The sequence below is a fragment of the Pisciglobus halotolerans genome (assembly GCF_900113675.1).
Lineage (GTDB): Bacteria > Bacillota > Bacilli > Lactobacillales > Carnobacteriaceae > Pisciglobus > Pisciglobus halotolerans.
Genome location: NZ_FOQE01000005.1, coordinates 49,368 through 75,917 on the forward strand (window position 1 = coordinate 49,368; position 26,550 = coordinate 75,917).

The following is a 26,550-nucleotide window of genomic DNA, read 5'->3' on the forward strand; positions in this document are numbered from 1 at the left end:
AAAAAGGAGCACAAAAATGGCTAAAGAATATCATTTCACAATCGAACAGCAAAAGGGACGAATCGATAAGGTAATGACTGAGTTGATGCCTGAGAAGTCACGTTCAGCTGTTCAGCAATGGATCAAAGAAAGAAATCTTCTTGTCAATGAACAAACTGTAAAAAGCAACTATATGGTTCAAAAAGGGGACAAAATTTATCTAGCAGAACCTGAAGCTGTTCCGTTAGATGTCCAAGCAGAAGAGATTCCGCTTGAAATCGTCTATGAAGATAAAGATGTAGCTGTTATTAACAAGCCACAAGGGATGGTTGTTCATCCATCTGCAGGACATCCTGATGGAACATTAGTGAATGCACTACTTTTTCATATCGATGATTTGTCAGGGATCAATGGGGTGATTCGTCCAGGCATTGTTCACCGGATCGATAAAGATACTTCAGGATTATTGATGATTGCTAAAAATGATCATGCTCATGAAAAATTAGCAGCTCAACTGAAAGATAAATCTTCTTTTCGAGAATATACTGCACTTGTCCACGGCGTCATTCCACATGAAAAAGGAACAGTTGATGCACCGATTGGGCGGTCAAAAACGAACCGCAAAATGATGGCAATCGTGGAAGAAGGAAGACAGGCCGTGACTCATTTTCAAGTGTTGGAACGTTTTCCGAAATTTACATTGCTTTCTTTACAGTTGGAAACAGGGCGGACACATCAAATACGAACACATATGAAATATATCGGTTATCCAATTGCAGGTGATCCTGTCTACGGGCCAAGAAAAACATTAAAAGGCAAAGGGCAATTTCTGCATGCAGGTAAATTAGGATTTGTTCATCCAACAACGAATGAATGGATGATGTTTGAAGCGCCATTACCAGAGATCTTTGAACAAACAATCGAAAAACTAAAACATCAGCATTAAAATAATAAATGGAAAAAAATTCCTAATGAAATCAGTTGATCAGCCAATCTGTTTAGGACATTCATTTTTTGTTAGGAGAAGAAATTCAATAAGGAGGAATTGACATTGACTATTCAATCTGAAGTAGAGGTTGTAGATGCAGCAGCAATGAAGAGAGCATTGACCCGTATTTCTTACGAAATCATCGAACGCAATAAGGGAATCAAAAATATCGTTTTAGTAGGGATCAAAACGAGAGGGATTTATCTGGCAAACCGCATTGCAGAAAGATTAGAACAATTAGAAGGGATCAACGTACCAGTTGGCGAGTTGGATATCTCGCTTTACCGAGATGATGTGCATACAAATGTGCATGATGATCCAGAAGTCAAAGGTTCTGATTTGCCAACTGAGATCGAAGGTAAACAAGTGATTTTGATTGATGATGTTCTTTTCACTGGCCGAACTGTTCGTGCCGCTTTAGATGCTTTGATGGACCTTGGACGACCAAGCAAGATCTCTCTTGCGGTGTTGATTGATCGCGGTCATCGTGAATTGCCGATCCGTGCAGATTACGTAGGTAAGAATATCCCAACCTCTTTTGAAGAACAAATCAAAGTAGCTGTGTCTGAAGTGGATGGAATGGATCATGTATTGATTCAAAAGTTGAAATAATGACTTCAGAAACAATCTTTGCACAAAAAAAAGGTTCTTCCTCTTTTAACGTTGGTAAAGAAATTTCAGTAGCCCATCAACCGTAGGAAATTTCTAGAAATAGGATTCTAAAGAGTTTAGCATTAAAAAAATTGATTTTTTACAGACCAACGTTAAATATTGTAGAACCGAAAAAAAGACTTCAGCATACTTTCTGAAGTCTTTTTTGTTTGATCAGCTTAATCGGAATGTTTTAATCTTTCCACAAGTGCTTGGTCTGGAGTGACGTATACGGTTTGCTGTCCTTCATAAATCACAAACCCTGGCTTTGCTCCGTTTGGTTTTTTTACTTTTTTCACTTCGACATAGTCGACCGGTACTTGAGCAGAAAGACGTGATTTTGAATAGTAAGCTGCAATATTTGCCGCTTCTAAGAGAGTCTCATCTGAAGGATCTGGACTTTCGATGATGACATGCGAACCGGGAATATTTTTTGTATGGAGCCAAATATCTGATTTACGAGCTGTTTTCATGGTTAATTGGTCATTTTGGATATTATTTTTTCCCACTAAGATCGATGTGCCGTCAGAAGCAGTATAACGATCCGGACTGGCAGTTTTTCTTTTTTTGCTTTTTTTCGTTGTCTTTTTCTTTTTAATATAACCTTCCTGGATCAGCTCTTCTTTAATGTCTTCAACATCTTTTGGTTTAGCTAGCGATAATTGAGTTGACACAGAATCTAAATAGGTCAGTTCATCTTTTGTAATAGCTATTTGTTCGTTGACATAAGCTACAGCATTTTTAAGTTTTTGATATTTTGAAAAGAAACTTTGAGCATTTTGAGAAGGTGTTTTTCTTGGGTCTAAGGTGATAGATAAAGATTTATTATCATCATAGAAATTAGGTAAGGTTACAGCATGTTGACCTTTTTGCACTTCATGCAAATAAGCTGTTAAAATTTCACCTTGAATGCGATAATCATCAGCTTGCTCGGTTTCTTCTAAAGTACGTTGCAATTTTTTCAGCTTTTTTTTGTTCCGCTGCTGTTCTGTCTGAATCAGGTGGATCAAAGAGGCTGCTTGCTGTTTGACGCGGTCTTTCTCAGCTTTGTTGATGTAAAAGGCATCTAAAAGCTGACTCAAGGTATTATAATGGGTCAATTCTCCATCCAAACTTTGATAAGGAACAGGAGTAAATAGTTCTTTTTTACCTGTTTTCGTCAAGGTAGGGCGTACGCGTAAAGAAACTTGATCTGTGAAAGCAACCATGACTTCTGCTAGCCGCTCTGATTGATTGTCAGCTTGAAACTGCAGTTCTTTAGCTGTATCGCTCCCAATACCTTGAAAAACAGTTTGGATTCTTTTTTGAAGCGATTTATCTGTTAAATCAATCATGGCTTCAAAAAGCTTGTTTTTTGGAAAATCAAATGGATTCCATTTATTTTGATGCGGCGGTACGATATATTGCGCACCTGGCATAATCGAACGATAGGAGTTCTGACTGGTCGGTACATGTTTGATAGCGTCCAGAATTCGAAGCGAATCTTGTTCTACTAAGAAAATATTGCTATGGCGTCCCATTAACTCAACGATCAATATGACATTTTGAACGTCGCCAAGTTCATCTCTGCTTTTGAATAGGAAATGAACAATGCGGTCATTCCCAGTTTGCTGGATATCTTCTAAAATGGCGCCTTCTAATTGTTTTCGCATTACCATACAAAAATTTGGAGGAGTTGAAGGATTCTCATATGGAATTTCCGTCAACTGAATGCGTGCGTAACTAGGGTGAGCCGATAACAGCAGTCGATGATTTTTTCCATTTGCTCTCATGACGATCACGATTTCATTTTGATAAGGCTGATGGATTTTGGACACGCGTCCGTTATTGAGCAATGTGGCCAGTTCATTGACCATAGCATGAGTAAAAATACCATCAAAAGACATCAATATCCCTTCTTTCCTTTAAAGCATTTACTGATTTCTTTCTCTTTCTGCGCTTTACATTGTATCATACTTTTCTCTTTAAAAAAGGGAAAGTCAATTTCTTCATAGTTGAGTTGACCAAGAAAAAGCGCTAAAATAAAAAAGCAAAAAAATAAGAGAGAGGCAATAAGTGGGTCAGATGACTTATCAATAGTTGGAATCTTTTTATGGGCCTCAAATAAAAAGGAGTTTTTTTATGGATTGGGATTACGATGGAGAAAGAGGACCTGAACACTGGAAACAGTTGTGTCCTGCATTTTTTGAGGCAGAAGAAGGTTCTTTGCAGTCTCCTATTATGCTAAGTGAAAAGACAGCAACTAAAGCGGACCAGCAAAAAAAGGCACGATTTTTTTATGAGACTACACGTTTTTCAACTTCTTTTTATAATCATACGGTTCACTTGGCACCATTAGAAAAAGAGAAACAAAATAAGATTTTATTTGATGATACACCTTTCTTTTTAGATGATATTCATGTGCATTTACCGAGTGAACATCAAATTGATGAACATACCTTTGCAATGGAGATTCATTTCGTTCATCGCTCAGCGCAGCAAGAGATTCTAGTAGTAGCTGTTATGGCAGAAAAATCAATGCAGGAGAAATCAAATCAGACTTTTTCTCTTGATCACATCAAAGACCAAACGCAGTGTACATTGGTTTTACCTGATTGGACGCCTCAAAGTAGTTCCTTTTTTTATTATAGCGGCTCATTAACGACACCGCCCACCAAGGGACCCGTTAACTGGTTGGTTTTTAAAGAGCCTATTTCTTTAGATGCATCCTTGTTAAACGACATGCAACAACAGCTTGGCAAAACCAATCGCCCTTTGCAGCCGATTCAAGATCGCTCGGTGCATCTTTACTCGGACACTGAATAAAAAGCTTGACAGATATTTATGCAACAGGTATGATAAAAATCAATATTTGACGTAAGAAGGAGCGAAGACACATGATACAACTTTTCTATTCCATTCAAGTAAAAATGAATCATCGTTGGCAAAGCCGACATAGAAGGGTTGTTTGATGAGTCCAGCTCATAGAAACGACCCTCAGTGTGTTTACTGAGAACGTTTCTATGTTGGCTTTATTATCCTATAAACATGTTGCAGCCGCATAGAATAAAAGGGGACATCCCTTGTTCTGTGCGGCTTTTTTGTATTCCAAAAAAAAAGTCGCTGGTGTTGATCAGGCGGCTCTTTTTATTTTCATAACGCATTTACATAAGGGAGGAGAAAATAATGAAAAAGATGTATGGTTTCATTGCCCTGTTAACAGTCTTGTTGATCATTGCATTTGTTTCTGCAAAAAAAGAAACAAATGAAGAAAGAAACCATGATGTACCTGTCATCGGCATATTGCAGATCACCAGTCATCCTGCTTTGGACGCCATTCATAAAGGCATCATAGATGGGCTGAGCGAGGAAGGGTATCAGAATGGAGAGACGATCAAAGTTGAAGATCAGAATCCACAAGGGGATCAAAGCAATTTGAATACGATGAGTCAGCGTCTTGTCAGCAAAGATGTCGATATTCTAGCAGCCATTGCTACACCATCAGCTCAAGCTTTAGCAAATGCAACGGAGGATATTCCTATCATTTTGGCAGGCGTTACAGATCCTGAAAGCTCAAATCTAGTGAAGTCCAATAAGGAACCTGGGGGAAATATCACAGGAGTAGCGGATCAGCTGCCAATAAAAGAACAAATTTCACTAATGAAAGAACTGATGCCCGCTGCAAAAAATATCGGCATTCTATATTCATCGAGTGAAGACAATTCCATCATAAACGCAAAAGAAGCTGAAAAAATCGCGGAACAGTCAGGGTTTAAAGTCAAAACAATGACGGTGTCTTCTACAAACGATGTTGCACAGGCTGGATCAGCTCTTGCTGATCAAGTAGATGCGATTTGGGTACCATCAGACAATACGATTGCCAGTGCATTGAATACGTTATTGCAAGTAACGGACGAGAAGGGAATACCTGTTTTTCCGCCTGTTGATACCATGGTCAAGCAAGGTGGTCTTGCAACAGTAGGGGTCAACCAATATGAAATGGGTAAGCAAGCTGGAAAGATGGCAGCTGCCATTCTTGATGGAGAAGAAATTCCAGCAAATACACCTATTCAATCACCGATACACACAAACATTTATATGAATCAGCAAAAAGCAAAACAGCTGGGTATCCATATACCCAGTGAGCTAAAAGAACAAGCTGTACTTTTTCATTAAATAAAGGAGGACATGAGATGGATTTGATTGTAACGGCTACCTCGCAAGGTTTTTTATGGGGGATCATGGCTTTAGGAATCTTTATGACGTATCGTATTTTGAACTTACCAGATATGACAGCTGAAGGTGCTTTTCCATTAGGGGGAGCTGTGGCTGCTCAGCTGATTTTACATGGGGTTTCCCCCGTCTTGGCGACAGCTATCAGTTTTGTTATAGGGATGTTAGCAGGTGCAATAACCGCATGGCTGATCACTAAAGGAAACGTTCCAGACTTGCTGGCAGGTATATTGACCATGACAGGACTCTATTCAATCAATCTTCGCATCTTGACAAGGGCAAACCTTAGTCTATTAGGAGAAGAGAGGCTGACTGATTTTCTCAGTGGTCTTCATCTTCCCAGCTCATTTGATACTTTGTTTACAGGGTTCATGATTTGCACGGTACTTATTTTTCTGCTAGTCTCATTTTTTAAAACTGAGATTGGACAAGCCGTTATTGCTACAGGAGATAATGAAAGAATGGCGCGATCAATGGGGATCTCCACAAGCAGAATGAAAGCAGTAGGACTAATGCTTTCCAATGGTTTAGTAGCAATGGCTGGGGCTATGATTGCCCAAGATAATGGCTATGCTGATATCAGTATGGGGATCGGTACAATTGTGATCGGTCTGGCAGCAGTGATTATCGGTGAAGTAGTTTTTGGAAACTTAAGTTTTACTCATCGTCTGATCTGTGTCATTTTAGGCGCGATCATTTATCGCTTGATTATTTTATTTGTCCTTCTCATTGGATTGGAGCCAAATGATTTAAAATTGATTTCAGCCGTTATTTTAGCTTTTTGTTTAGCTTTACCATCTTTGCGCAAATCAATGCACCTCCATTTTTTTGACAGAAAGGAGCAAAATGAGCGATGAGTGTAAATACGATTTTAGATATCCAAGGGTTATCGAAAACTTATCAACAGAAAACATTAAATGAACATCAAGTATTAAAAGAACTATCTTTTCAAGTAAACAAAGGAGACTTCATTACTGTCATTGGCGGTAATGGTTCGGGAAAGTCATCTTTATTGAACGCAATAGCCGGCAGCAGCATACCCGATAAAGGCAAAATCCTACTTTCTGGAAAAGACATCACGCGCTTAAAAGAAGAACAGCGAGCAGATCAAATTGGAAGAGTCTTTCAGGATCCCTTAATGGGCACAGCGCCAAGAATGACCGTAGCAGAAAATTTGGCTATTGCATTTCGCAGAGGAAAGAAAAGGAGATTTAGACGAGGCATAACAGCGAATGAAAAGGAACTTTATATGGATTTATTGGCGAAGCTGGGGTTAGGTCTTGAGAGACGCTTAGATTCAGAAATGGGTTTACTGTCGGGCGGCCAAAGACAAGCTATCACCTTACTAATGGCGACAATGAAAAAGCCTGCTATTCTTTTATTGGATGAACATACAGCTGCTCTAGATCCCAAAACTGCTCAAACGATCTTAAGTTTGACAAGCCAGCGTATCAAAGAGGAAAAACTGACCGCCTTAATGATCACTCACAATATGCAAGATGCTTTGACATACGGCAATCGATTATTGATGTTGGACAGCGGAAAAATAGTAATGGATCTCTCTCAGGAGGAAAAAGAAAGCTTGACCGCTGAATCGTTGATTCTTTTGTTTCAACAACATTCTTTAGGTTTTGATCTTTCATCTTAAAGAGGGATCGCATAGAGTCCCTTCTAACTCAAGGTTCTTTTAATAAATGAAAAAGAGGGTGCTTGTTGCAGAAACATTCGTTTTTCGTTATAGTTGTTTTACACAACTAATTATATAGCTATTAAGCTTTAGATTAAAAGGAGAGAATGAATCAAAGATGGGGAACTATGTTTCAAGTCATGATTTGGTTGAGAGAATGGAAGAGTTTCAAAAATTATATCAGGGCTTGCAAAATAACGTATTAAAAAAACATCATGTCAATCGATCAGCTTTTTTCATTATGAAAATCATTTTAGATTCTAAAATGACGCTAAAAGAATTGACAGCTTTATCTTCATTGGATAAGTCGACATTGAGTCGACAAGTTAATGCGCTTGAAAAGAAAAAGCAAATTATTAAAGAACCTGGAAAAGATAAGCGGTATTACAATTTGAGTCTCTCGAAAGAAACGCTGGCTTTGACCAATCAAATCTTGGAAGAATTAGAAGAAACAATTGAGTTTATTCTAAGAGGATGGCCTGATGAAGAAAAACAACTACTGCTTGTTTTATTGGGCAGAGTGGGTAGAAGTATGCGCACTTACGAAGAGCAAAAGAAAGGAGAGGAACAAAAAAATGGATGAGAACAGTTTGGCTCATTTATCAAAAGAGGATCTCATTCGGCTTTTATTGTCTCAATCTCAAGAAATCAAAAAATTAGAAAATCAGGTTGATGCTGAGCTTGAAGAAAATCGGTTTTTAAAAAGCTTAGGTTTTGTGGAAGGTTATCAGGATTACTCTGCCTATTTTATTCGATATTTTGAAGATGAAAGCCAAGGAACAGCTAAAAAAGGTAGTATTTTTTTAGGACTATTCAATGATTTTGTTCAAGATTATGGCCGAGAAGCAGTTATTTCATTATTAGATGCCTACATGGATGACCATATTTAAATAAAAAGGAACGACATAGCTGGAAAAAACAACAAGATCGTTTATGTTTATTTAAACTTCTAAAACGGATCACAAAAAACAGGATTTGTTTTTACCGTTAGAAAAAGAATGCTGCCATCTAAAAGTCATTGAGTTTTACGCAAAATTAAGGTAAAGTTTAAAAAATAGTAAACGTTTCTGTTCATGATGAAAGAAGGTCATAATAATGAAAAAAGATAACCGAAAAGCTTATCGCATAGCAATTATGGGTATTTTTACCGCTATTATTTTTATTCAAAGTTTTGTTCCCTTTTTAGGCAATATCCCGATACCGCCACTTAACCCGACCATTATCCATATTACTGTAATTGTTGCTGCTTATACACTTGGAACAAAAGAAGGAATGGTCATCGGTGGAATATGGGGAGTGATTCGCCTGATAAGAGCTTTTACAGCACCTGCATCTCCACTTGATCCTTTGATTTTTACAAACCCTCTCATTTCCGTCGTTCCACGGATTTTGGTTGGTTTAGTAGCGGGAGTGTTGTTTACTGCCTTTAGAAAAAGACGTACTTTGGGTATGGTCTTAGGTGCTGTCTTTGCTTCCTTGACGAATACTGTGCTTGTTTTGAGCTTTATTTATTTATTTTATGGAGAAGCATATGCGGCTGCGATCGATGTTGATATTTCTAATTTACTGTTAGTGTTAGGCGGAGTAGTATTGACGAACGGTATAGCTGAAGCTGTTGCAGCTGGAATTCTAGCACCTCTGATTTCTCGTCCATTGTTAAAAATGACTAAGCGACAATAAAAAATCTATTAAGATCAAATGTTCTTTAATCGAAACTTAACGTCCGACATTTAAAAGTAAAAACATCGTTAATTGTGACAAATAAAAAAGTGCTATAATAAACCTTGTTCATGAAAAAAGTTCCTTCTTCATGAAGAAAGAAAAGAATGGAGAGATAAAGGTAATGAAGAACCCGAATCAACATCCTACGAGATCGGATAAAAATAAAGAAAAGAATATGACAAAAAATATCACACTTGTTTTAGTAGTGATTTTGATTTTATCACTTCTTTTTCTAGCTTATACCCTATTTGGAGGCAACGGAGGCAATAATGATGAGGAACAGTTTTTAGGTCAATCCCAAACTAGTTCAATGTCATCTAGCCAAAGCAGCAACACGAATGACAGTAGTTCGAATGATGAAGAATCATCTTCTTCAAAAGAAGCATCAAGTGAGAGTTCTTCTGAAGAATCAAGCGAAAGTTCGTCATCTGCAGAAAAAGAACCAGCCGAAACAAATGATGAAAATGTTGAAGAAGCCTATACAGGTGACTGGGAACCTTCTGGAACGGATCAAGAAGGTAAGCACACAACAGATTACTCTGATGGCTCAAAAGACAGAAAAGAAATCAAAAAAGCCGTTTCGACAGCTACTGGTTTGAGCGAAAGCGACATGATCGAATGGTGGGTCGGTAATGATGGAAAACAACAAGTACAAGCTACTGTTTCCAATAAAGAACAAACAAAAACCTACCGTGTTTCTCTAAAATGGGTAGACGGCAAAGGCTGGCAGCCAGTTTTAGTTGAGACATTATCCAACAATCCTTATAATTAAATTAGTTAACGAGAGACATGCAGGTTGCAAAAAAACTTGCATGTTTTTTTTGTGATTTATTTCAGTTAACGTTCCTTTTTGAAAACCAAGAGGAACATTAGCTATTAATCGATTTCTTTTGGCTTGGCCGGTAGACGTGATAAAATAAAGCTGAATGATGATTGAAAAAAGCCTATCATTTTTGATCGGAGGATATAATGAAAAAAACAACAGACCATTTGAATATCGTTGAGGAAGTTTTAAATAAAACAAAAGAAGAAATTGCCAACATTCACCCTGTTAATATATTAGTTGCAGGTAAAACAGGTGTAGGTAAGAGTACATTGATCAACAACCTCTTTAGAGAAAATCTGGCAGCTACAGGGATTGGAAAACCCATCACTGAGCATTTGCGTAAAATATCAAAAGAAAGCATCCCTTTGGTATTGTATGATACAAAGGGGTTAGAGCTTGAGTCTGCTACTCAAACAGCTGTTAAAAAAGAAATTTTTGATACATTACAAAAACAAGCAAGTTTAGGAGAAGAAGAGGCGATTCATATTGCCTATTACTGTATCAATGCGAATTCTTCTCGCATTGAACAAATGGAAATAGAGATGATCAAAGCTTTAAGCGAAAAGCTTCCGGTGATTATTGTCTTAACTCAATCTATTGGCGAACCTGCACTTGCCTTAAAAGCATATATTGAAGACCTTAACTTATCCGTTCAAGGAATAATCAATGTGATGGCAGCACCGTTTGTGATTACTGCTGATTATACGATTCCAGCTTATGGATTAAAGGAACTCATCGAGCTGACTTTCGCTGTTCTTCCAGAAGCAACCCATCAAGCTTTTAACAATGCCCAGCAGGCAGATATCCAACGAAAAGTACAATCAGCTCGCAGCTGGGCGACAAAGTATATTGCAACATCGTTTGGCGTTGGCTTCGCGCCCATCCCCTTTTCTGATGCTTCGGTATTGGTTCCGATGCAGATAGGGTTATTAGCACATATTACAGCCATTTTTGGCATATCGATCGATAAAGCTACAGTTGCTAGTATTGTAGCAGCAGTGGGCGGCACTGGAGGAGCGACTTATCTTGGACGTTACATTGTCTCTAATATGATCAAACTGATTCCGGGAGCAGGGACCATAGCAGGAGGAGTCATTAGCGGGGCAACTGCTTCCGTTATGACAAGTGCGCTTGCTATGAGTTATATAGAAGTGTTATCGATCATTGCAAAAGGTGAGAAAGAAGGAAAATATCCTGATTTAAAAAATATTGAATTCTTGATGAGAGAAAAGCTTGAAGAACGTTTAAAAAAAGGCAAGATATCTAAATCTAATGAAGAACTTATGGAAGAAAGTAAAACAGAAAAAACTTCTGAGAATAAAAGAAAATGGTGGCAACGAAAGAGGCAGGACAAGGAGTGAGAACCATGCGTGTCTTTGTTGGGATCGCGCTAAAAGAAAAAGAGAAAGAAAAACTGTTTCAATTGCAAAACCAATTGAAACAAAAAACAGAAAAGGGACGCTTTACAGATTTAAATAATTTTCATTTGACCCTTCAATTTATCGGCGAGGTAAGTTCAGAAGAAGTGCGACAGCTGAAAGAAAATATTACGATGGTTTCAAAAAAAATAGACCCATTTGATCTTCAATTCGATCAAATGGGACAGTTTGATAAAAAAGGGAAAAAGGTCATGTGGATTGGCTTAAAGATGCAACCTGCTTTGTTTCAACTCCATGATTTGGTAATCAAAGAAATAGCAAAGCAAACAAATAGACTCATAGAAAATAAATCTTATATTCCTCATATAACATTAGGAAGAGGGATCGTTTTAAAAGAAGAAGCACAACATACTAAAATATTGGAGCAATCCGCTCATCATTTTACAGCAGAAAATATCACTTTGTTCGAATCGACTAGAGTAAACGGAAGGCTAGCTTACCTTCCTGTTTTACAAAAAGATTTGCAAAATCAATTGTAAAAAAAGGAGACGGAATACTGTGTTTGAATCGATTGAACATGCACTTTCAAGTTATGTACCTCAGCTTATTGGACAACAACGCCACTTTTCAGTATTGATCCCGATCATTCTAATTGATCAAGAACCTCATTTGCTATATGAGGTAAGAAGTCAAAATATCTCGCAACCTGGTGACACATCTTTTCCTGGTGGTGCAGTAGAAAAAGGAGAGACTTTTCGGCAAGCAGCAGTTCGAGAAACGATGGAAGAACTGAATCTTTCGCGTCAATCGATAAAAGTTTTAGGAGAATTGGATTATATTGCAACTGAGCAAGTTTTGATCCGTTCCTTCGTTGCTTATTTGCCACATGTCGCTATAGAAGATATTGATGTTAACGAAGAGGTGGATCAATTATTTACAATCCCTCTTCGTTACATCTTACAACACGAGCCCGTCTATCATTCGCTTGATCTATCCATACGCCATCCACAAGATTTTCCTTTTGACCAAATCCCAAATGGGAAACAATACCCTTGGAGAAAAGCTCAGCATCTCATTCCATTTTATGAGCTCAAAGATCACTTTCTTTGGGGGTATACAGCTTCTTTTACCTCTCAATTGAGCTTATTTTTGAAAGAAAATCAGTTGTTCTGAATTAGAAACAAATAGGAAGATGATAAAGCCTAAATGGTGTTAAATTTTCTTTTTTTAGCTTTTGTTTTGTAATGAGTGCTTAAATTTTCTTTAAAGTCAGATGCTGGTTGTTCCAATGAAGCATTTGTTTGGTAAATAATAGAAACGCTTTGAGGCGGCAGAATGTCGAGCTTAGTCATTTGTAATCCATCAAAAGGTTGTTGTTCAACAAAAGATTTAGGCAGAACCGAAACGCCTAGTCCTTGTTTTACTAGAAAAATACACTGCTCTAAAGAAGCTACTTCAATAAAGGGTGAAAAAATCTTTTTATGCTCGCGAAACATTTTTTCTAGCTGTTCCCGAATCGAGTCTTCTTTTTTACTTACAATGAGCTTTTGTTGGTGCAAAGAATCGAAAGTAACTTGTTTTTTATTCCCAAGCTCATTTGATTCCTGGCTGACCAAGACCCATTCATCGTGAAATAAAAAGTGTTCATCGATTCCTTTCCCAAAATGATCACCATGCACGATGCCCATGTCTATCTCTTCTGAACGAATCATATCCGCAATTTTACAAGGCGCAGAAGCTTCAATAGAAAAGTTTAAGGATGGGTGTTCATGAACGGTCTCTTCTAAAGCTGTTGAGACCAAATAAAGTCCGGAAGTACCGATTCGCAGATTTTTTTTCTCATCTTCGTTAATATACTGGATTTTAGTTTTTGCTTCCTCTAATTGATGCATAATGTGGTAACAGTATTCTAAAAAGAATTCCCCTTGTTTCGTTAAGTGGATACGTTGCTTAATAGTGGTAAACAACTTGACATTTAATTCTTTCTCTAAGGAATGGATATTATAGCTTAAAGAAGGTTGACTGATACCTAAACGATCAGCAGCTAAATTATAGTTCATTTCTTCACAAAGAGCAATAAAATATCTCATCATGCGGCTATTCAAATGAAACATCCTTTCTATTCTTTCTTGCGTCAATTTAAGATGAAAGTATCTAGTTTTACTTATTTCTGACACCTATAGCATACCAGAAAATGGATCGTTAATCTATTCACATTTTCACTTTTTTTATAGGGTATATAAAAAAGGGGAATAAAAAAGAGCTTTTTTAGGCTTGTTATCGCATTAGTAAGCGAGTTAACTAAATTATCCGCAATGTGTCACATTGCTAGTCCTGTGGGAAAACGCTCATATGAATGTTCAAGAATTGGGGAAACAATTGAATTTAGACAGTGGTACTTTAACGCCTATGCTGAAACGCATGGAAGCGGCGGGATATGTTACTCGTGTTCGCAATCCGGATGACGAACGAAAAGTAATGATCCAAGTAACTGATAAAGCAAACGGAATCAAGCAAGAGCTGCTGGAAAAAGTTTCTGGATGTCTGGACCTTCTCGATATCGAAGAAAAAGAGTACTTTGATTTACTTGCAAGGATCGATCATTTAACAAAAAGCTTAGGAGGAATGAATGATGGCAGAATCAAAAGTAATGTATCAAACAAAAGCTGTTAACACAGGTGGACGCGATGGAGAAAGCAAATTAGCAGATGGTTCGTTTTCAGTCAGAGTCTCTACACCAAAAAGTATGGGTGGAGTGGGACAAGGGAGCAATCCTGAACAACTATTTGCTCTTGGGTATAGCGCATGTTTCAATTCAGCTCTAGAAATTAAAATGCAACAAGCAAAAATTGAAGCGAAATCTCAAGTATCAGCAGAAGTTACTTTAAATACAGACCCAACAGACGACGGGTTTAAAATCTCAGTTGTCATGGAAGTTGCTATTGAAGGAAAAGACTTAGAAGAAACACAAAAGTTGGCAGATGAAGCTCATGCATTTTGTCCTTACTCAAAAGCTACTCGAAACAATATTGACGTTGCAGTCAAAGCAGTGGCATATCAATAAAAATCTAAAAACAAAAAACCATGTTGATAAGAACATGGTTTTTTTATAAAGAAAGAATCACTTTTGTTATTTAAATATAAACTTATATTAAGCGATACGAGCGGGATGATTTATTGTACTTATCATTTGAAAATAACATTTTTTAAAAACTAGACGCGTGCAAACAACGAAATAAAATAAAACATCTATCAATAGACAAAAATCTGGTATACTGTTTTTGAATTAAAAAATAGGAGATTTTAAATGCGTTTAGATAAACTGATGTCAATAAATGGTTACGGTTCTAGAAAACAAGTTAAACGGTTGGTTCAGCAAAAGAAAGTAATCATTGATAGCCAAGTGATTTTGAATGAAGGATACAATGTTGAACCAGCTATACAACAGGTATTAATTGCAGGAAAAGAACTCAAAGAACCAGCACACGTTTACTATATGCTCAATAAACCAAACGGGGCAGTTAGTGCTGTGCGAGATTCAACCTTTCAAACGGTTACTGATTTGATCAAACAAAAAGATCAGGCAGCTGGTCTTTTTCCAGTTGGGCGGCTAGATAGAGATACAGAAGGGCTGCAGCTGTTAACAAATAATGGACAGTTGGCTCATCAGTTGCTGCAACCCCAGAAGAAGGTAATGAAGTGCTATGAAGCTATCGTGAATGAAATCGTTACTGAAGAAGACCAAAAAATATTTTCTGAAGGAATCATATTTGAAGGTGGTTTCATCTGTAAACCAGCAAAACTGATCATCAAAGGCTACCAAGAGGGAAATAGCATCGTAGAAGTTTCCATTACTGAAGGTCAATTGCACCAAGTAAAAAAGATGTTCCTAGCTGTCGGAAAAAAAGTCGTCTATTTAAAAAGAATTTCTATGGGACCTCTTTTTTTAGATAAAAAATTATCTATAGGAGAATACCGCCCTTTGACTTACACAGAATTGTTGTCCATTAAACCGTACTTCAACAAATAAAAAAGTCCCTCGTTCCTGAAACTTCTTGGGTATAAGATAGTTTTCTGAAAGAGAAGTGAAGAAGAGGAGGAGACAAGAGGTTTTGCAAAGAGGAAGAAGATGGGTAATATTCAAAAAAATATGGTTTGCATCGATGTATCTGGACTAGCATTCATTCAAAATGTCTACCGTGGCTTCAGCATGTCGTAAACGGATATTGATCACTGGTAGGAATTTCATGGCAAAAAACGCTGAAACAAACTTCAATAAAGACTTTTTTTATGACATTATAGTTTATTTATTAAGCCATTTATTGAGAATTTTGAGCAATGACAAGAAAAAATCAGATGAAACAGTCATAGATATGCCAAAATGGTCTCAAAATTTGAATAAATGCTTGCTGTAACGTGTTTATCAGCTAAACTATAAAGAGTTGTTAACTAAAGCTTTTTAAGTGGCTATATGGACGTAAAATAAACAATTTTAATCACTATAGGAAGCGACGTAGAAACAGTTAAATCATTTGCGAATAGAATCATTCTTAAATTAATCAGAAAGCCAAAAGGAATATATTCTTGTTAATCTATCTGAAAGATAAAAACAGCTAAAAAATATATAAAACCTGTCTTAAACAGAAATTGTTAAGTAACAAATAACAATGCCTAAAAAACTTTTTTAAGCTGTTAAAAGAAGAGGCGATGAATAATGGAGCAATCTATGATTTGTTCTTTTTTTCTAGTTTACATAATATATATTATACAAAGTAGTTAATATCAAAAAATAGGATTTTTTATCTTATTTAAACCGATTTTTTTCTCTTTACCTTTTTATGCTATCTCTCGGCCAGAACTTTTTATTTCTCTGTTCCTTTGTGCTTAACTTTTGCCTGTGTTTATTGTCTTATTTGTAAAATCTCTTAAGACAGATGATTTTTTCTTTTTGCTGATTCTTTTTTGAGTTATTTTTATACAGTTCGGTATTTGGTGTTTGTTGATTTTTATTCTTGATCTGTTTGATTTTAATGATGATTGGCTTTGATTGTGCTTGTTATTGATTTGGCTTCTTTCAATTTTTAAACATAAAAAAACACCCATTCGTTTATGGATGATTTTTTATCGTATGTCTATTTCTTATTTCGTTAATTCTTCTGTCAATTGTGGCACCACTTGTTTTTTACGTGATACAACGCCTTTTAATAAAGCCTTGTGATCTTTCAATTCTATTCCAAATGCATTTTCAACTGCTTGTACTGGATTACCGTATGCTAAGACAATTGAGTCGCTATCTAAGATATTTGTGACAACTAGTAAGAACAAATCATAGTTGTTATTTAAGTTTGTTTGTTCAATCGCTTCAACGATAGCTTCTTGCTTAGAGAAAACGTCATCGACATCAACTACATTGATTTGAGCGATCCTTACGTTTTTATCTCCCATTGAGAAGCTCTTTGCGTCTAAATCGATTAGTTCTTCAGCTGATTTATCTCCCATATTCGTTCCTGCTTTCAACAGATCTAGACCATATGATTCCAAGTCAACTTCTGCTAGTTCAGCAAGTTCTTTTGCTGCAGCTTCATCTTCAGAAGTACATGTTGGTGATTTAAACAATAAAGTATCAGATACAATAGCAGATAACATTAATCCGGCGATGTTTTTAGGAATCACGACATCATTCTCTTTAAACAGCTTCAAAATAATGGTGTTTGTACAGCCCACTGGTTCTGCACGGTAATACAATGGATTTGTTGTTTCAAAATTTGCGATACGGTGGTGATCTACAACGGAAGCCACTTCCACCTCTGCGATATCTGCTACACTTTGTTGTGCTTCATTGTGGTCTACTAAATAAACTGTGTCCGTTTCATTAGCAACGGTTTCAACCACACGTGGTGCAGCAACATTAAAGTAGTTTAAAGCGTAAGCTGTTTCTTCGTTTAATTCTCCTAATGCAACAGCTTCTGTTTTTTCACCCAATTGATTTTTTAAGTAAGAAAAAGAAATTGCTGATGTAATGGCATCTGTATCAGGATTTTTATGTCCGAATACTAAAATTTTACTCATTTAAAACGCCCCTTTATTTTTAACTTTCATTTATAATAGTAGGATATATTGAATTTTAAATCAACCGTTTCTGTTCTACTTTAAAGAAAAAGTTCTATGCCCTACCTTTTTAACCTTTCAGCATAATTCTGCTCTTTTAAATAAGCATCAAAATCATCTAAAAAGTTTTTCATACGTGGAATCAATTCTTTATCTTTACGGTAAACAAAAGCCAACTGGTAATGAATCTGCGGATCGAATGGAACAGCAAAGTGACCTTTCTGTAACGGATTGGCTTCTACGTATGACTTAGGCAGCGCAGTATAGCTTCCAGTGCTCCCGCTGAATCTGTGTAACTGCTGAGGTGTTGAGAAATAGCCTGCAACAGCTGGGGAATCTAATAGTTGAGAACTAAATTCGTTTTTTAAAATATCAGTAATGTAGTAATGATTAGGATACATTGTCCAGCGATGATCAGTCGTTTCTTTCAAACTAACAGCTGGCTTATTTTTCAATTGTTCATTTTGATGGAGAAATAGCAGTTCTTCAGTAACAATTTCTCTTTTTTCATAGATTTTCCAGTTCTTGATGCGATCATCCGGAAGATACATAATGGCTAGATCAATTTCATTATTCTCCAATTGTTCCCAGATTTCTTCACGTGAAAGCATAGCTAACGCAACTTTTATTCCAGGATATAGTAAATAATAATGACTTATAAAATCGATAAAAACTTTATCTTCTATGGAAGAAAGAAAGCCGATGCTAATGGTACCTTCATTAGATTTCGTGATTTGTTGAATTTCATCATTCGCGTCGCTCAAGAGATCATATACCCCATGTGTCAAGCGAATCATCGTTTGTCCGGCTTCTGTCAAATGCAGTTTCTTTCCAACTGTATAGAATAAAGGTGTTCCGATTGTTTTTTCGATTTTTTTGATTTGCTGCGTCAAAGCTGGCTGGGAAATTCCCAGTTTTTGAGCAGACTTGGTGTAGTTCATGGTTTCTGTTAAACAAAGAAAATAATCTAAAGTTTTGGAAGAAAATAAATTCTTTTTTTCTTTTACCATTCTTCTCCTCCTCTTTGCAGTATTATTTTATAAGGGAAAAGCAACCTCTTTTGACAATAAGATAACCTATCCCTTATATATACTTATCATCATATCTAAACAGAAAAAAAAGAGCAACTGAAAATTGCTCTTTTTTCTTAATCTGTATGAACATTTAAGATCGTTGAAAATTTTGATATCGATCAATGTGCAATAAACGTTGCGCATTTTCTACTCTTTCTTGTGTCGGCGGTTCAATTCCTTCTAACTTATAAGGGATATTCAGAGCAGCATATTTGTAAACGCCTAATTTATGATAAGGAAGGATTTCAACCTTATCTACATTATCAAGTGATTGGATGAAAGCATCAAGTCGAATCAAATCTTCATCAAAGTCGCTTCTTTCTGGAACCAAAACATGTCGGATCCATACCGGCTTCTTAATTTCTGACAAGTAGCGTGCCATGTTAAGGATATTTTCATTAGAGTGCATGGTCAGTTGTTTGTGTTTTTCAGCATCAATATGTTTGATATCAAACAACAATAAGTCAGTATACTGCATCAATTCTTCAAAACGGCTAAAGAAAGGTTCGTCATAAGTGAATGGTTGGCCACACGTATCTAAAGTTGTATGAACACCTTCTTCTTTAGCTTTTTTGAAATACTCGATCAAAAAATCAATATGCAGTAGTGGTTCGCCTCCGCTGACTGTAATGCCGCCTTTCGCTCCCCAAAAGTCACGATACTGCAAAGCCTCGTCTAACAACTCATCAGCTGTATAAGGCGTGCCTCCGCCCATATTCCATGTATCTGGGTTATGGCAGAACTCACACCGCATGCGGCAACCTTGCATAAAAGTGATAAAACGAATGCCCGGCCCGTCGACTGAACCAAAGCTTTCAGTTGAATGAACATATCCGATCACTGGCTTTGACATTTTATTTCTGCTCTCCTTTTTCTACCTACCTATGTGTTTGATGTGTAAACGTCGCTTAGAAGCTTTCGTGCATTGTACGATTGATGACTTCTAATTGTTGTTCACGCGTTAGTTTAATAAAGTTGACAGCATATCCTGATACACGAATCGTCAATTGAGGATAGTTTTCTGGATGATCCATTGCATCGATCAACGTTTCTCTGTTGAACACGTTGATATTGACATGGTGTCCGCCTTTCGTAGCATATCCATCTAACATGCTGGATAAGTTTTCTTGTTGAACTTGGTCTTCTTTTCCTAATGCTTTAGGAATAATTGAGAAAGTATTTGAAATACCATCTAAAGAGTATTCATAAGGGATCTTAGCTACAGAACTCAAGCTTGCTAGAGCACCATGAGTGTCGCGTCCGTGCATTGGGTTTGCTCCTGGGGCAAATGGTTCACCAGCTCTTCTTCCATCAGGCGTATTCCCTGTTTTCTTACCGTATACTACATTTGATGTAATCGTCAAAATAGAAGTAGTATGACGTGCATCACGATAAGCTGGATGTTTTTTCACTTTTGTCATGAAGGATTTCAATAAGTTGACACCGATTTGATCGGCACGATCATCATTGTTTCCGTATTTTGGATAATCTCCTTCAATCTCATAATCTACTGCTAATCCATCTTCATCCCGCAATACTTTTACTTTGGCATATTTGATCGCAGATAAAGAGTCGATCGCAACGGAGAATCCAGCAATTCCTGTCGCCATTGTCCGCATGATTTCTGAATCATGTAAGGCCATTTCAATTCTTTCATAAGCGTATTTATCATGCATATAATGAATCACGTTTAATGTGTTTAGATATAAACCAGCTAGCCATTCAAGCATATCATCATACTTAGCAAGCACTTCATCATAATCTAAATATTCAGCAGTGATCGGTTGGAATTTTGGTCCAGTTTGAACTTTGGTTTTTTCATCTATTCCGCCATTGATTGCATATAAAAGAGCTTTCGCCAAATTTGCACGCGCACCAAAGAACTGCATTTGCTTACCGATCCGCATAGCAGACACACAACAAGCGATACCATAGTCGTCTCCCCACTCTGGACGCATAATATCATCATTTTCGTATTGAACAGCACTAGACTGGATGGAAACATCTGCGCAGTAACGTTTAAAGTTTTCTGGCAAACGAGTGGACCAAAGAACTGTTAAGTTTGGTTCTGGTGCTGGTCCTAAGTTTGAAAGAGTGTGCAAGAAACGGTAGCTGCTTTTTGTTACCATGTGACGGCCATCTTCTCCCACACCGCCGATTGCTTCTGTTACCCATGTTGGGTCGCCTGAAAATAGGTCATTATATTCAGGTGTACGCGCAAATTTAACCAAACGCAATTTCATAATAAAGTGATCAACAATTTCTTGTGCTTCTGTTTCAGTTAATAGACCATTTTTCAAATCTCTTTCAATATAGATATCTAAGAAAGTTGATGTTCTTCCAAGTGACATTGCGGCACCGTTTTGTTCTTTAACGGCTGCCAAGTAACCTAAGTATAGCCATTGGAAAGCTTCTTTAGCATTTTCAGCAGGTCTAGCTAAGTCAAATCCATATATCGTTCCAAGTTCTTTTAATTCATTTAAGGCACGAATTTGTTCGCTGATTTCTTCACGGTCGCGAATAACGTCATTTGACATAGTGCCATAGCCTTTATTTGCTTTGTCTGCTTCTTTTTCTTTGATCAAAGCATCGAGGCCATAAAGTGCGACTCGACGATAGTCTCCGATGATCCGGCCTCTACCGTAAGCATCTGGAAGCCCTGTGATAACTCCAGTTCGACGTGCAGCTCTCATTTCTGGCGTATAAACGTCGAATACACCATCATTATGTGTTTTACGATATTGACGGAAAATATGAGAAATTTCAGGGTCGATTTCATAACCGTAAGCTTCAGCTGATTGTTCGCTCATGCGGATTCCGCCAAAAGGCTGCAAGCTGCGTTTAAATGGTTTGTCTGTTTGGAAACCGACAATTTGTTCTAATTCTTTATTCAAATAGCCAGCTTCATGAGAAGTGATCGTTGAAACGATTTTTGTGTCCATATCTAGTACGCCGCCAGCTTCACGTTCTTCTTTGTTTAAAGCTGAAACTTGGTCCCATAGCGCTGAAGTGCGTTCTGTTGGTCCTTCTAGAAAAGATTGATCGCCATTATAAGGTTGATAGTTTTGTTGAATAAAATCCCGAACGTCTACATTGTCTTTCCATTTACTTCCTTTAAATCCTTGCCATGCTTTCATGCTTTTCCCTCCATCGAATCAAGCTGATTGTAATTGCTTTCACATGCTCATTATAGCACATATTTTTTTAAAGACAATCCTTTCATTACATTTATCTAAAAGCTTTTTATAATCAATTTGTTTGCGATTACATTTAAGTATAAAAAAATTAAATAAAGAATATAAGGAAACACTTGTGAACAATAAAACTTTTTTGATAACGAAACTAGTTGATCCTTTCTTTGGTATCAAAAGACAAAAAAAGAAGCTGAGTTCGCTATTAAGCGTCAGCTTCTTTTTTTGACTAATGTTCTTCCTCTTGATCAATGTAGACAAGATCGTCTTTTCTAATATTTACTGGTTTTCCATCTGTTTTTTCATCTAGGATAAAGGATCCATTACTGTAGCGATCACTAATCGCAAATTTTTTCGGCACAAAAGAAATTTCTTTTTGTTGATCGGTCATGATCGTAAAAGTATTTTCATTGCTTTCCTGTACATCGATCAAATCAGCTACACGGTGGGCATTCTTTTTCAGTTCTCTTAAGACTTGTAAACCTCGTTTGGCTCTGCTCAAGACATCAAACGCTTTAAGATCCATTTTTTTAATGGTTCCGCGTTCAGTCAGCAGCATCACTTCAGCTTTTTCAGAAGACGTATTGAATAATGCGCCGTTGATCACACGGTCCTCTTTTTTCAAATTCATTGCCTTTACACCTGCAGCTTTAGCGCCAACTACTGGTACTTCCTCTAGAGCATATCTAAGCCCGAAACCTAAATAAGATACAAGGAAAATATCTTGTTTTTCATTTGGATTAGTTTTGATGACATTGAGCACTCGGTCGGTATCTGTCTTTAATTTAATGGCGACAGAGCTTTTGGTTTTATAACTTCTTGTGGGAGTAAATTGGTCGGCAGCTGATTGTTTGATATACCCTTCTTGGGTCATCAACACAAAAGCATCATTGTCTGAAAACTCTGCTAATCCAAATACTTTCAATACTCTTTCATCTGTCTCTAAGCGCACAGTTTGAGATAAGTGTTCACCCATATCTTTCCATCTTAAGTCGGTGATTTCATGAACAGGCCGATAAATCAAATTCCCTTTGTTTGTAAACATCAAGACATGTTCCAATGTCGTCATCTGCTGTACAAAAATTTGATAGTCGCCTTCTTTTAATCCAATTTCTTCAGCAGGCGAGGCGCTGTAAGATCTTAGACTCGTCCGTTTGATATAGCCTTCACTCGTTACAGATACCACTGTATCTTCCTCTGGAACTAAAACTTCTTTTTCTACTTTTAATTCCTCGATTTCTTCTTCGATCACTGTCATTCTGGGTTTAGCATATCTTTTTTTCACGTCATTCAATTCTTTTTTAATGACTTTCCCCATTTCAGAAGGATCAGTTAGAATCTTATGGTACTTCTTGATCTGCTTTTTCAACTCTTCTGCTTCTTTCTGTAAAGCAGTAATATCGGTATTGGTCAAACGATACAGTTGTAAAGAGACGATCGCTTCCGCTTGAATTTCAGTAAAACCAAAGGCAGTCATAATATTTTGCTTAGCATTCTTTTTATCTTTGCTTTCTCTGATCGTTTTGATCACATCATCTAATATAGAGATTGCTTTGATCAAACCATCTACGATTTCTTGTCTATGATTGGCTTTACGCAAATTATATTTGGTTCTTCTTGTGACGATATCTGTTTTATGTTCTAAATAAGCGGTGATCATCTGTTTTAAACCTACTAATGTAGGACGCTTATCATCGATCGCAACCATATTGAAGTTGTAAGTGATCTGCAGATCAGTATTTTTTAGTAAATACGTTAAAATTCCTTCTGCATTCACTTCTTTTTTCAGTTCAATCACGATGCGAAGTCCATTGCGGTCTGTTTCATCTCTTACTTCAGCAATACCTTCAATTTTCTTGTTTAAGCGGACTTCATCCATCTTACGTACCAATGCAGCTTTATTCACTTCATACGGAATCTCAGAAATAGCAATTTGCTGTTTCCCGCCGCGCAAGTCTTCGATCTCTGTTTTCGAACGAACAATAATTTTTCCTTTTCCTGATCGATAAGCTTTTTTGATGCCTTCTAGACCTTGAATAATCCCACCTGTAGGAAAATCCGGTCCTTTGATAAACTGCATCAATTTGGGCAATTCAGCCTCAGGGTGGTCAACTAAGTACACAGTCGCATCAATCACTTCCCCAAGGTTGTGTGTCGGGATATCTGTTGCATAACCAGCCGAGATGCCTGTGGCACCATTTACCAAAAGATTGGGATAACCGGCTGGTAAAACCATAGGCTCTTCTGTCGTATCATCGAAGTTTAGAACGAAGTCGACCGTTTCTTTTTCAATATCTTTTAACAACTCTGCTGAAATTGGCGATAATCTGGCTTCTGTATAACGCATGGCTGCTGGTGGATCTCCATCCATACTTCCGTTGTTTCCATGCATTTCAATCAGCGCTTCACGTTGTTTCCAGTCTTGGCTTAAACGGACCATCGCTTCGTACACACTTGAATCGCCATGTGGGTGATAATTCCCGATGACATTTCCGACTGTTTTAGCTGATTTACGAAATCCCTTGTCTGCCGTATTTCCATCTTGGTTCATGGCGAATAAAATACGTCTTTGAACTGGTTTCAAACCATCGCGGATATCTGGGAGTGCTCGCTCTTGGATAATATATTTCGAATAACGTCCAAAGCGATCCCCCATCACTTCTTCTAATGTTAATTCTTGAATTTCAGCTCTATTCTCCACTGATTGCACTTCCTTCGTTCACTAATTCAGAATCGTTCATGATTTGGCTGTTTTCTAAAATACTACCATCTTCTTCAAGCGAGAATTCTACATGAGATTCGATCCACTTTCTTCTAGGTTCAACTTTGTTCCCCATCAAAACAGAAACACGGCGTTCTGCTTGAGCTGCATCATCGATGCGCACACGGATCAATGTTCTTGTCTCTGGGTCCATCGTTGTTTCCCATAATTGTTCTGCATTCATTTCCCCTAACCCTTTATAGCGTTGCAACGTATAATTTTTCCCAAACGTTTTAGACACTTTTGCTAATTCTTCATCGGTCCAAGCATAGGTGATTTTTTCTTTTTTTCCGCTGCCTCTTGATAGTTTATATAAAGGCGGCAAAGCTAAATAAATTTTGCCAGCTTCAATCAATGGTTTCATATACCGATAAAAGAAAGTTAAGAGTAGAACTTGAATATGAGCACCGTCTGTATCTGCATCAGTCATAATAATGATTTTGTCATAGTTGCAATCATTCAAGTCAAATTCAGGTCCCACACCGGCACCGATCGTATAGATCATGGTGTTGATTTCTTCATTTTTTAAAATGTCTTGAATATTGGCTTTTTCCGTATTGATGACTTTCCCTCGCAAAGGCAAGATGGCTTGAAACTTGCGGTCTCGTCCTTGTTTTGCTGAACCGCCAGCAGAATCTCCTTCTACCAGATATAATTCATTTTTCTTTGCATTTTTACTTTGAGCAGGTGTTAGCTTTCCTGACAACAAAGATTCTCCTTTGCGGCGTTTCTTGCCGTTACGGCTTTCATCGCGTGCTTTTCGCGCAGCATTTCTAGCTTCTCTCGCTTTGATCGATTTACGTACCAGTTGCCGGCTCTGATCGCCATTTTCAATTAAATAATAGCTCAGTTTTTCTCCTAGCACATTATCTACTGCTGAGCGAGCTTGAGGAGTCCCTAATTTACTTTTCGTTTGGCCTTCAAATTGCAATTGATCTTCAGGGATCCGCACAGAGATGATAGCCGTCAGCCCTTCACGTACATCGCTGCCTTCTAGGTTTTTATCTTTTTCTTTCAACAAATTGACTTTACGGGCATATTCGTTAAAAGATTTCGTCATAGAGGTTTTCATCCCTGCCTCATGTGTCCCGCCATCTTTTGTCCGCACATTATTCACAAATGACAACACATTTTCTGAATAGCCGTCATTATATTGAAAAGCAAATTCAACTTCGATGCCATTGTTGGATCCTGAAAAATAGGCAACAGGTATTAACGTATCTTTGTCTTCATTCAAATAGTCAACAAATTCTTTGATTCCTTCTTCATAGTGAAAAACATCCGATTTGTCTGTTCGTTCATCGATCAACTCGATTCGAACATCTTTTAATAGAAAAGCAGATTCTCTTAAACGTTCAGATAACGTATCATAAGAGAATTGAGAGGTAGAGAAGATGGTTTGGTCAGGTTTAAAGTGAACGAGCGTACCATTTTTCTTACTGCTTGTCTTTTCTTTTTTTAAACCGCCTTTTGGTTTTCCGCCATTTATAAATTGCTGAGTATATTTAAAACCGTCTCGAATAACGGAAACGGACAGCTTTTCAGACAAGGCATTAACCACACTGGCTCCTACACCATGCAGTCCGCCTGATGTTTTATATCCGCCTTGACCGAATTTACCACCGGCATGCAAAACGGTAAAAATAACTTGAATCGTTGGAATTCCTGAAGCATGCATACCAACTGGCATTCCTCGCCCATTGTCGCGGACAGAGATGCTATTGTCTTTGTGGATCGTCACAGTGATCTCATTACCGAAACCGGATAAAATTTCATCTACTGAGTTATCGACGATTTCATAAACAAGGTGATGCAAACCACGTGTATCTGTAGACCCAATATACATACCAGGTCTTTTTCTCACTGCTTCTAATCCTTCTAGAACTTGGATAGAAGCATCATTATATTCATATTTTTTCTTTGGCATACTTGCAAAACTCCTTATACCATTTTACTGTATTATCGTTTCTGTC

At 37.3% G+C, this 26,550-nt stretch carries 23 protein-coding genes and 1 pseudogene; 16 read left to right on the plus strand and 8 right to left on the minus strand.

Annotation, left to right across the window (positions count from 1 at the left end):
- The first annotated feature begins 16 nt into the window (after positions 1-16).
- Together BM057_RS02945 and pyrR are read left to right on the plus strand one after the other, a co-directional pair.
- A complete protein-coding gene (locus tag BM057_RS02945) occupies positions 17-925 on the plus strand; it encodes an RluA family pseudouridine synthase (RefSeq protein ID WP_092091369.1) in 909 nt (302 codons plus the stop codon).
- Positions 926-1,030: 105 nt separating this feature from the next.
- Positions 1,031-1,579, plus strand: a complete 549-nt coding sequence (gene pyrR / locus BM057_RS02950) for a bifunctional pyr operon transcriptional regulator/uracil phosphoribosyltransferase PyrR (protein WP_092091371.1) — start codon at positions 1,031-1,033, stop codon at positions 1,577-1,579.
- A gap of 218 nt (positions 1,580-1,797) precedes the next feature.
- On the opposite strand, the gene BM057_RS02955 is transcribed toward pyrR, so the two are convergent.
- The gene (locus tag BM057_RS02955) at positions 1,798-3,504 is read right to left on the minus strand and encodes an NFACT RNA binding domain-containing protein (RefSeq protein ID WP_092091373.1); all 1,707 of its coding nucleotides are present in this window, start codon (positions 3,502-3,504) and stop codon (positions 1,798-1,800) included.
- A 235-nt stretch (positions 3,505-3,739) separates the two neighbouring features.
- On the opposite strand from BM057_RS02955, the gene BM057_RS02960 reads away from it, so the two are divergent.
- The 11 genes from BM057_RS02960 (at position 3,740) to BM057_RS03010 (ending at position 12,617) form a co-directional block, all read left to right on the plus strand.
- On the plus strand, positions 3,740-4,423 hold the full coding sequence (locus BM057_RS02960; protein WP_092091375.1) for a carbonic anhydrase family protein: 684 nt from the start codon (positions 3,740-3,742) through the stop codon (positions 4,421-4,423).
- 360 nt (positions 4,424-4,783) lie between these two features.
- Positions 4,784-5,773: a tryptophan ABC transporter substrate-binding protein gene (trpX, locus tag BM057_RS02965; protein ID WP_092091376.1), complete on the plus strand. Its 990-nt coding sequence runs from the start codon at positions 4,784-4,786 to the stop codon at positions 5,771-5,773.
- A 17-nt stretch (positions 5,774-5,790) separates the two neighbouring features.
- Entirely contained in the window at positions 5,791-6,687 is an 897-nt protein-coding gene (locus BM057_RS02970) for an ABC transporter permease (protein WP_047389886.1), read from the plus strand.
- A complete protein-coding gene (locus BM057_RS02975; protein ID WP_092091378.1) occupies positions 6,684-7,478 on the plus strand; it encodes an ABC transporter ATP-binding protein in 795 nt (264 codons plus the stop codon). Before BM057_RS02970 ends, BM057_RS02975 begins: the two co-directional genes overlap by 4 nt.
- Before the next feature lie 157 nt (positions 7,479-7,635).
- Positions 7,636-8,100 carry a MarR family winged helix-turn-helix transcriptional regulator gene (locus tag BM057_RS02980; protein WP_092091380.1) on the plus strand — a complete coding sequence of 155 codons (465 nt, stop codon included), beginning with the start codon at positions 7,636-7,638 and terminating at the stop codon, positions 8,098-8,100.
- Positions 8,093-8,407 (plus strand): hypothetical protein, encoded by a 315-nt coding sequence (locus tag BM057_RS02985; RefSeq protein ID WP_047389882.1) that lies wholly within the window; start codon positions 8,093-8,095, stop codon positions 8,405-8,407. The genes BM057_RS02980 and BM057_RS02985 overlap by 8 nt, the downstream gene beginning before the upstream one ends.
- A 205-nt stretch (positions 8,408-8,612) precedes the next feature.
- A complete protein-coding gene (locus tag BM057_RS02990) occupies positions 8,613-9,197 on the plus strand; it encodes an ECF transporter S component (RefSeq protein ID WP_092091382.1) in 585 nt (194 codons plus the stop codon).
- Between the two features lie 163 nt (positions 9,198-9,360).
- Positions 9,361-10,011, plus strand: coding sequence for a YrrS family protein (locus BM057_RS02995; protein WP_092091384.1), 651 nt, complete (start codon positions 9,361-9,363; stop codon positions 10,009-10,011).
- Between the two features lie 197 nt (positions 10,012-10,208).
- A complete protein-coding gene (locus BM057_RS03000) occupies positions 10,209-11,426 on the plus strand; it encodes a YcjF family protein (protein WP_092091387.1) in 1,218 nt (405 codons plus the stop codon).
- 5 nt (positions 11,427-11,431) lie between these two features.
- Positions 11,432-11,983 carry an RNA 2',3'-cyclic phosphodiesterase gene (gene thpR, locus BM057_RS03005; protein WP_177186156.1) on the plus strand — a complete coding sequence of 184 codons (552 nt, stop codon included), beginning with the start codon at positions 11,432-11,434 and terminating at the stop codon, positions 11,981-11,983.
- Between the two features lie 19 nt (positions 11,984-12,002).
- Positions 12,003-12,617 (plus strand): NUDIX hydrolase, encoded by a 615-nt coding sequence (locus BM057_RS03010; RefSeq protein ID WP_245741781.1) that lies wholly within the window; start codon positions 12,003-12,005, stop codon positions 12,615-12,617.
- Between the two features lie 29 nt (positions 12,618-12,646).
- On the opposite strand, the gene BM057_RS03015 is transcribed toward BM057_RS03010, so the two are convergent.
- Positions 12,647-13,549, minus strand: a complete 903-nt coding sequence (locus tag BM057_RS03015) for a LysR family transcriptional regulator (protein WP_047389873.1) — start codon at positions 13,547-13,549, stop codon at positions 12,647-12,649.
- A 208-nt stretch (positions 13,550-13,757) separates the two neighbouring features.
- On the opposite strand from BM057_RS03015, the pseudogene BM057_RS03020 reads away from it, so the two are divergent.
- From BM057_RS03020 to BM057_RS03030, 3 genes and pseudogenes are all read left to right on the plus strand, one after another.
- Positions 13,758-14,117: pseudogene (locus tag BM057_RS03020) on the plus strand (MarR family transcriptional regulator); the annotation flags it as partial.
- Entirely contained in the window at positions 14,077-14,508 is a 432-nt protein-coding gene (locus tag BM057_RS03025; protein WP_047389870.1) for an organic hydroperoxide resistance protein, read from the plus strand. The pseudogene BM057_RS03020 and the gene BM057_RS03025, both read left to right, overlap by 41 nt.
- Positions 14,509-14,751: 243 nt before the next feature.
- Positions 14,752-15,474, plus strand: a complete 723-nt coding sequence (locus BM057_RS03030; protein WP_092091393.1) for a pseudouridine synthase — start codon at positions 14,752-14,754, stop codon at positions 15,472-15,474.
- 1,109 nt (positions 15,475-16,583) lie between these two features.
- Here the strand turns inward: BM057_RS03030 and BM057_RS03035 are convergent.
- The 6 genes from BM057_RS03035 to parE form a co-directional block, all read right to left on the minus strand.
- Positions 16,584-17,513 (minus strand): manganese-dependent inorganic pyrophosphatase, encoded by a 930-nt coding sequence (locus BM057_RS03035; RefSeq protein ID WP_092091394.1) that lies wholly within the window; start codon positions 17,511-17,513, stop codon positions 16,584-16,586.
- A 101-nt stretch (positions 17,514-17,614) separates the two neighbouring features.
- On the minus strand, positions 17,615-18,562 hold the full coding sequence (locus tag BM057_RS03040) for a LysR family transcriptional regulator (RefSeq protein ID WP_092091397.1): 948 nt from the start codon (positions 18,560-18,562) through the stop codon (positions 17,615-17,617).
- A gap of 154 nt (positions 18,563-18,716) precedes the next feature.
- Positions 18,717-19,478 (minus strand): pyruvate formate-lyase-activating protein, encoded by a 762-nt coding sequence (pflA, locus tag BM057_RS03045; protein WP_047389865.1) that lies wholly within the window; start codon positions 19,476-19,478, stop codon positions 18,717-18,719.
- 55 nt (positions 19,479-19,533) lie between these two features.
- Positions 19,534-21,762 carry a formate C-acetyltransferase gene (gene pflB, locus BM057_RS03050; RefSeq protein ID WP_047389864.1) on the minus strand — a complete coding sequence of 743 codons (2,229 nt, stop codon included), beginning with the start codon at positions 21,760-21,762 and terminating at the stop codon, positions 19,534-19,536.
- A gap of 283 nt (positions 21,763-22,045) precedes the next feature.
- The gene (parC, locus tag BM057_RS03055; protein WP_092091399.1) at positions 22,046-24,517 is read right to left on the minus strand and encodes a DNA topoisomerase IV subunit A; all 2,472 of its coding nucleotides are present in this window, start codon (positions 24,515-24,517) and stop codon (positions 22,046-22,048) included.
- Positions 24,507-26,504 (minus strand): DNA topoisomerase IV subunit B, encoded by a 1,998-nt coding sequence (gene parE, locus BM057_RS03060; protein WP_092091402.1) that lies wholly within the window; start codon positions 26,502-26,504, stop codon positions 24,507-24,509. The genes parC and parE overlap by 11 nt, the downstream gene beginning before the upstream one ends.
- Between the last annotated feature and the right edge of the window lie 46 nt (positions 26,505-26,550).

Coding starts and splice junctions, on each gene's coding strand:
- BM057_RS02975 (WP_092091378.1), top strand. CDS start 6,684: ATGAGTGTAAATACGATTTTAGATATCCAAGGGTTATCGAAAACTTAT.
- BM057_RS02995 (WP_092091384.1), top strand. CDS start 9,361: ATGAAGAACCCGAATCAACATCCTACGAGATCGGATAAAAATAAAGAA.
- BM057_RS03040 (WP_092091397.1), bottom strand. CDS start 18,562: ATGGTAAAAGAAAAAAAGAATTTATTTTCTTCCAAAACTTTAGATTAT.
- BM057_RS02945 (WP_092091369.1), top strand. CDS start 17: ATGGCTAAAGAATATCATTTCACAATCGAACAGCAAAAGGGACGAATC.
- BM057_RS02985 (WP_047389882.1), top strand. CDS start 8,093: ATGGATGAGAACAGTTTGGCTCATTTATCAAAAGAGGATCTCATTCGG.
- pflB (WP_047389864.1), bottom strand. CDS start 21,762: ATGAAAGCATGGCAAGGATTTAAAGGAAGTAAATGGAAAGACAATGTA.
- thpR (WP_177186156.1), top strand. CDS start 11,432: ATGCGTGTCTTTGTTGGGATCGCGCTAAAAGAAAAAGAGAAAGAAAAA.
- trpX (WP_092091376.1), top strand. CDS start 4,784: ATGAAAAAGATGTATGGTTTCATTGCCCTGTTAACAGTCTTGTTGATC.
- BM057_RS03035 (WP_092091394.1), bottom strand. CDS start 17,513: ATGAGTAAAATTTTAGTATTCGGACATAAAAATCCTGATACAGATGCC.
- BM057_RS03025 (WP_047389870.1), top strand. CDS start 14,077: ATGGCAGAATCAAAAGTAATGTATCAAACAAAAGCTGTTAACACAGGT.
- BM057_RS02980 (WP_092091380.1), top strand. CDS start 7,636: ATGGGGAACTATGTTTCAAGTCATGATTTGGTTGAGAGAATGGAAGAG.
- BM057_RS02990 (WP_092091382.1), top strand. CDS start 8,613: ATGAAAAAAGATAACCGAAAAGCTTATCGCATAGCAATTATGGGTATT.
- BM057_RS03030 (WP_092091393.1), top strand. CDS start 14,752: ATGCGTTTAGATAAACTGATGTCAATAAATGGTTACGGTTCTAGAAAA.
- BM057_RS02970 (WP_047389886.1), top strand. CDS start 5,791: ATGGATTTGATTGTAACGGCTACCTCGCAAGGTTTTTTATGGGGGATC.
- BM057_RS03000 (WP_092091387.1), top strand. CDS start 10,209: ATGAAAAAAACAACAGACCATTTGAATATCGTTGAGGAAGTTTTAAAT.
- pflA (WP_047389865.1), bottom strand. CDS start 19,478: ATGTCAAAGCCAGTGATCGGATATGTTCATTCAACTGAAAGCTTTGGT.
- BM057_RS02960 (WP_092091375.1), top strand. CDS start 3,740: ATGGATTGGGATTACGATGGAGAAAGAGGACCTGAACACTGGAAACAG.
- parE (WP_092091402.1), bottom strand. CDS start 26,504: ATGCCAAAGAAAAAATATGAATATAATGATGCTTCTATCCAAGTTCTA.
- BM057_RS02955 (WP_092091373.1), bottom strand. CDS start 3,504: ATGTCTTTTGATGGTATTTTTACTCATGCTATGGTCAATGAACTGGCC.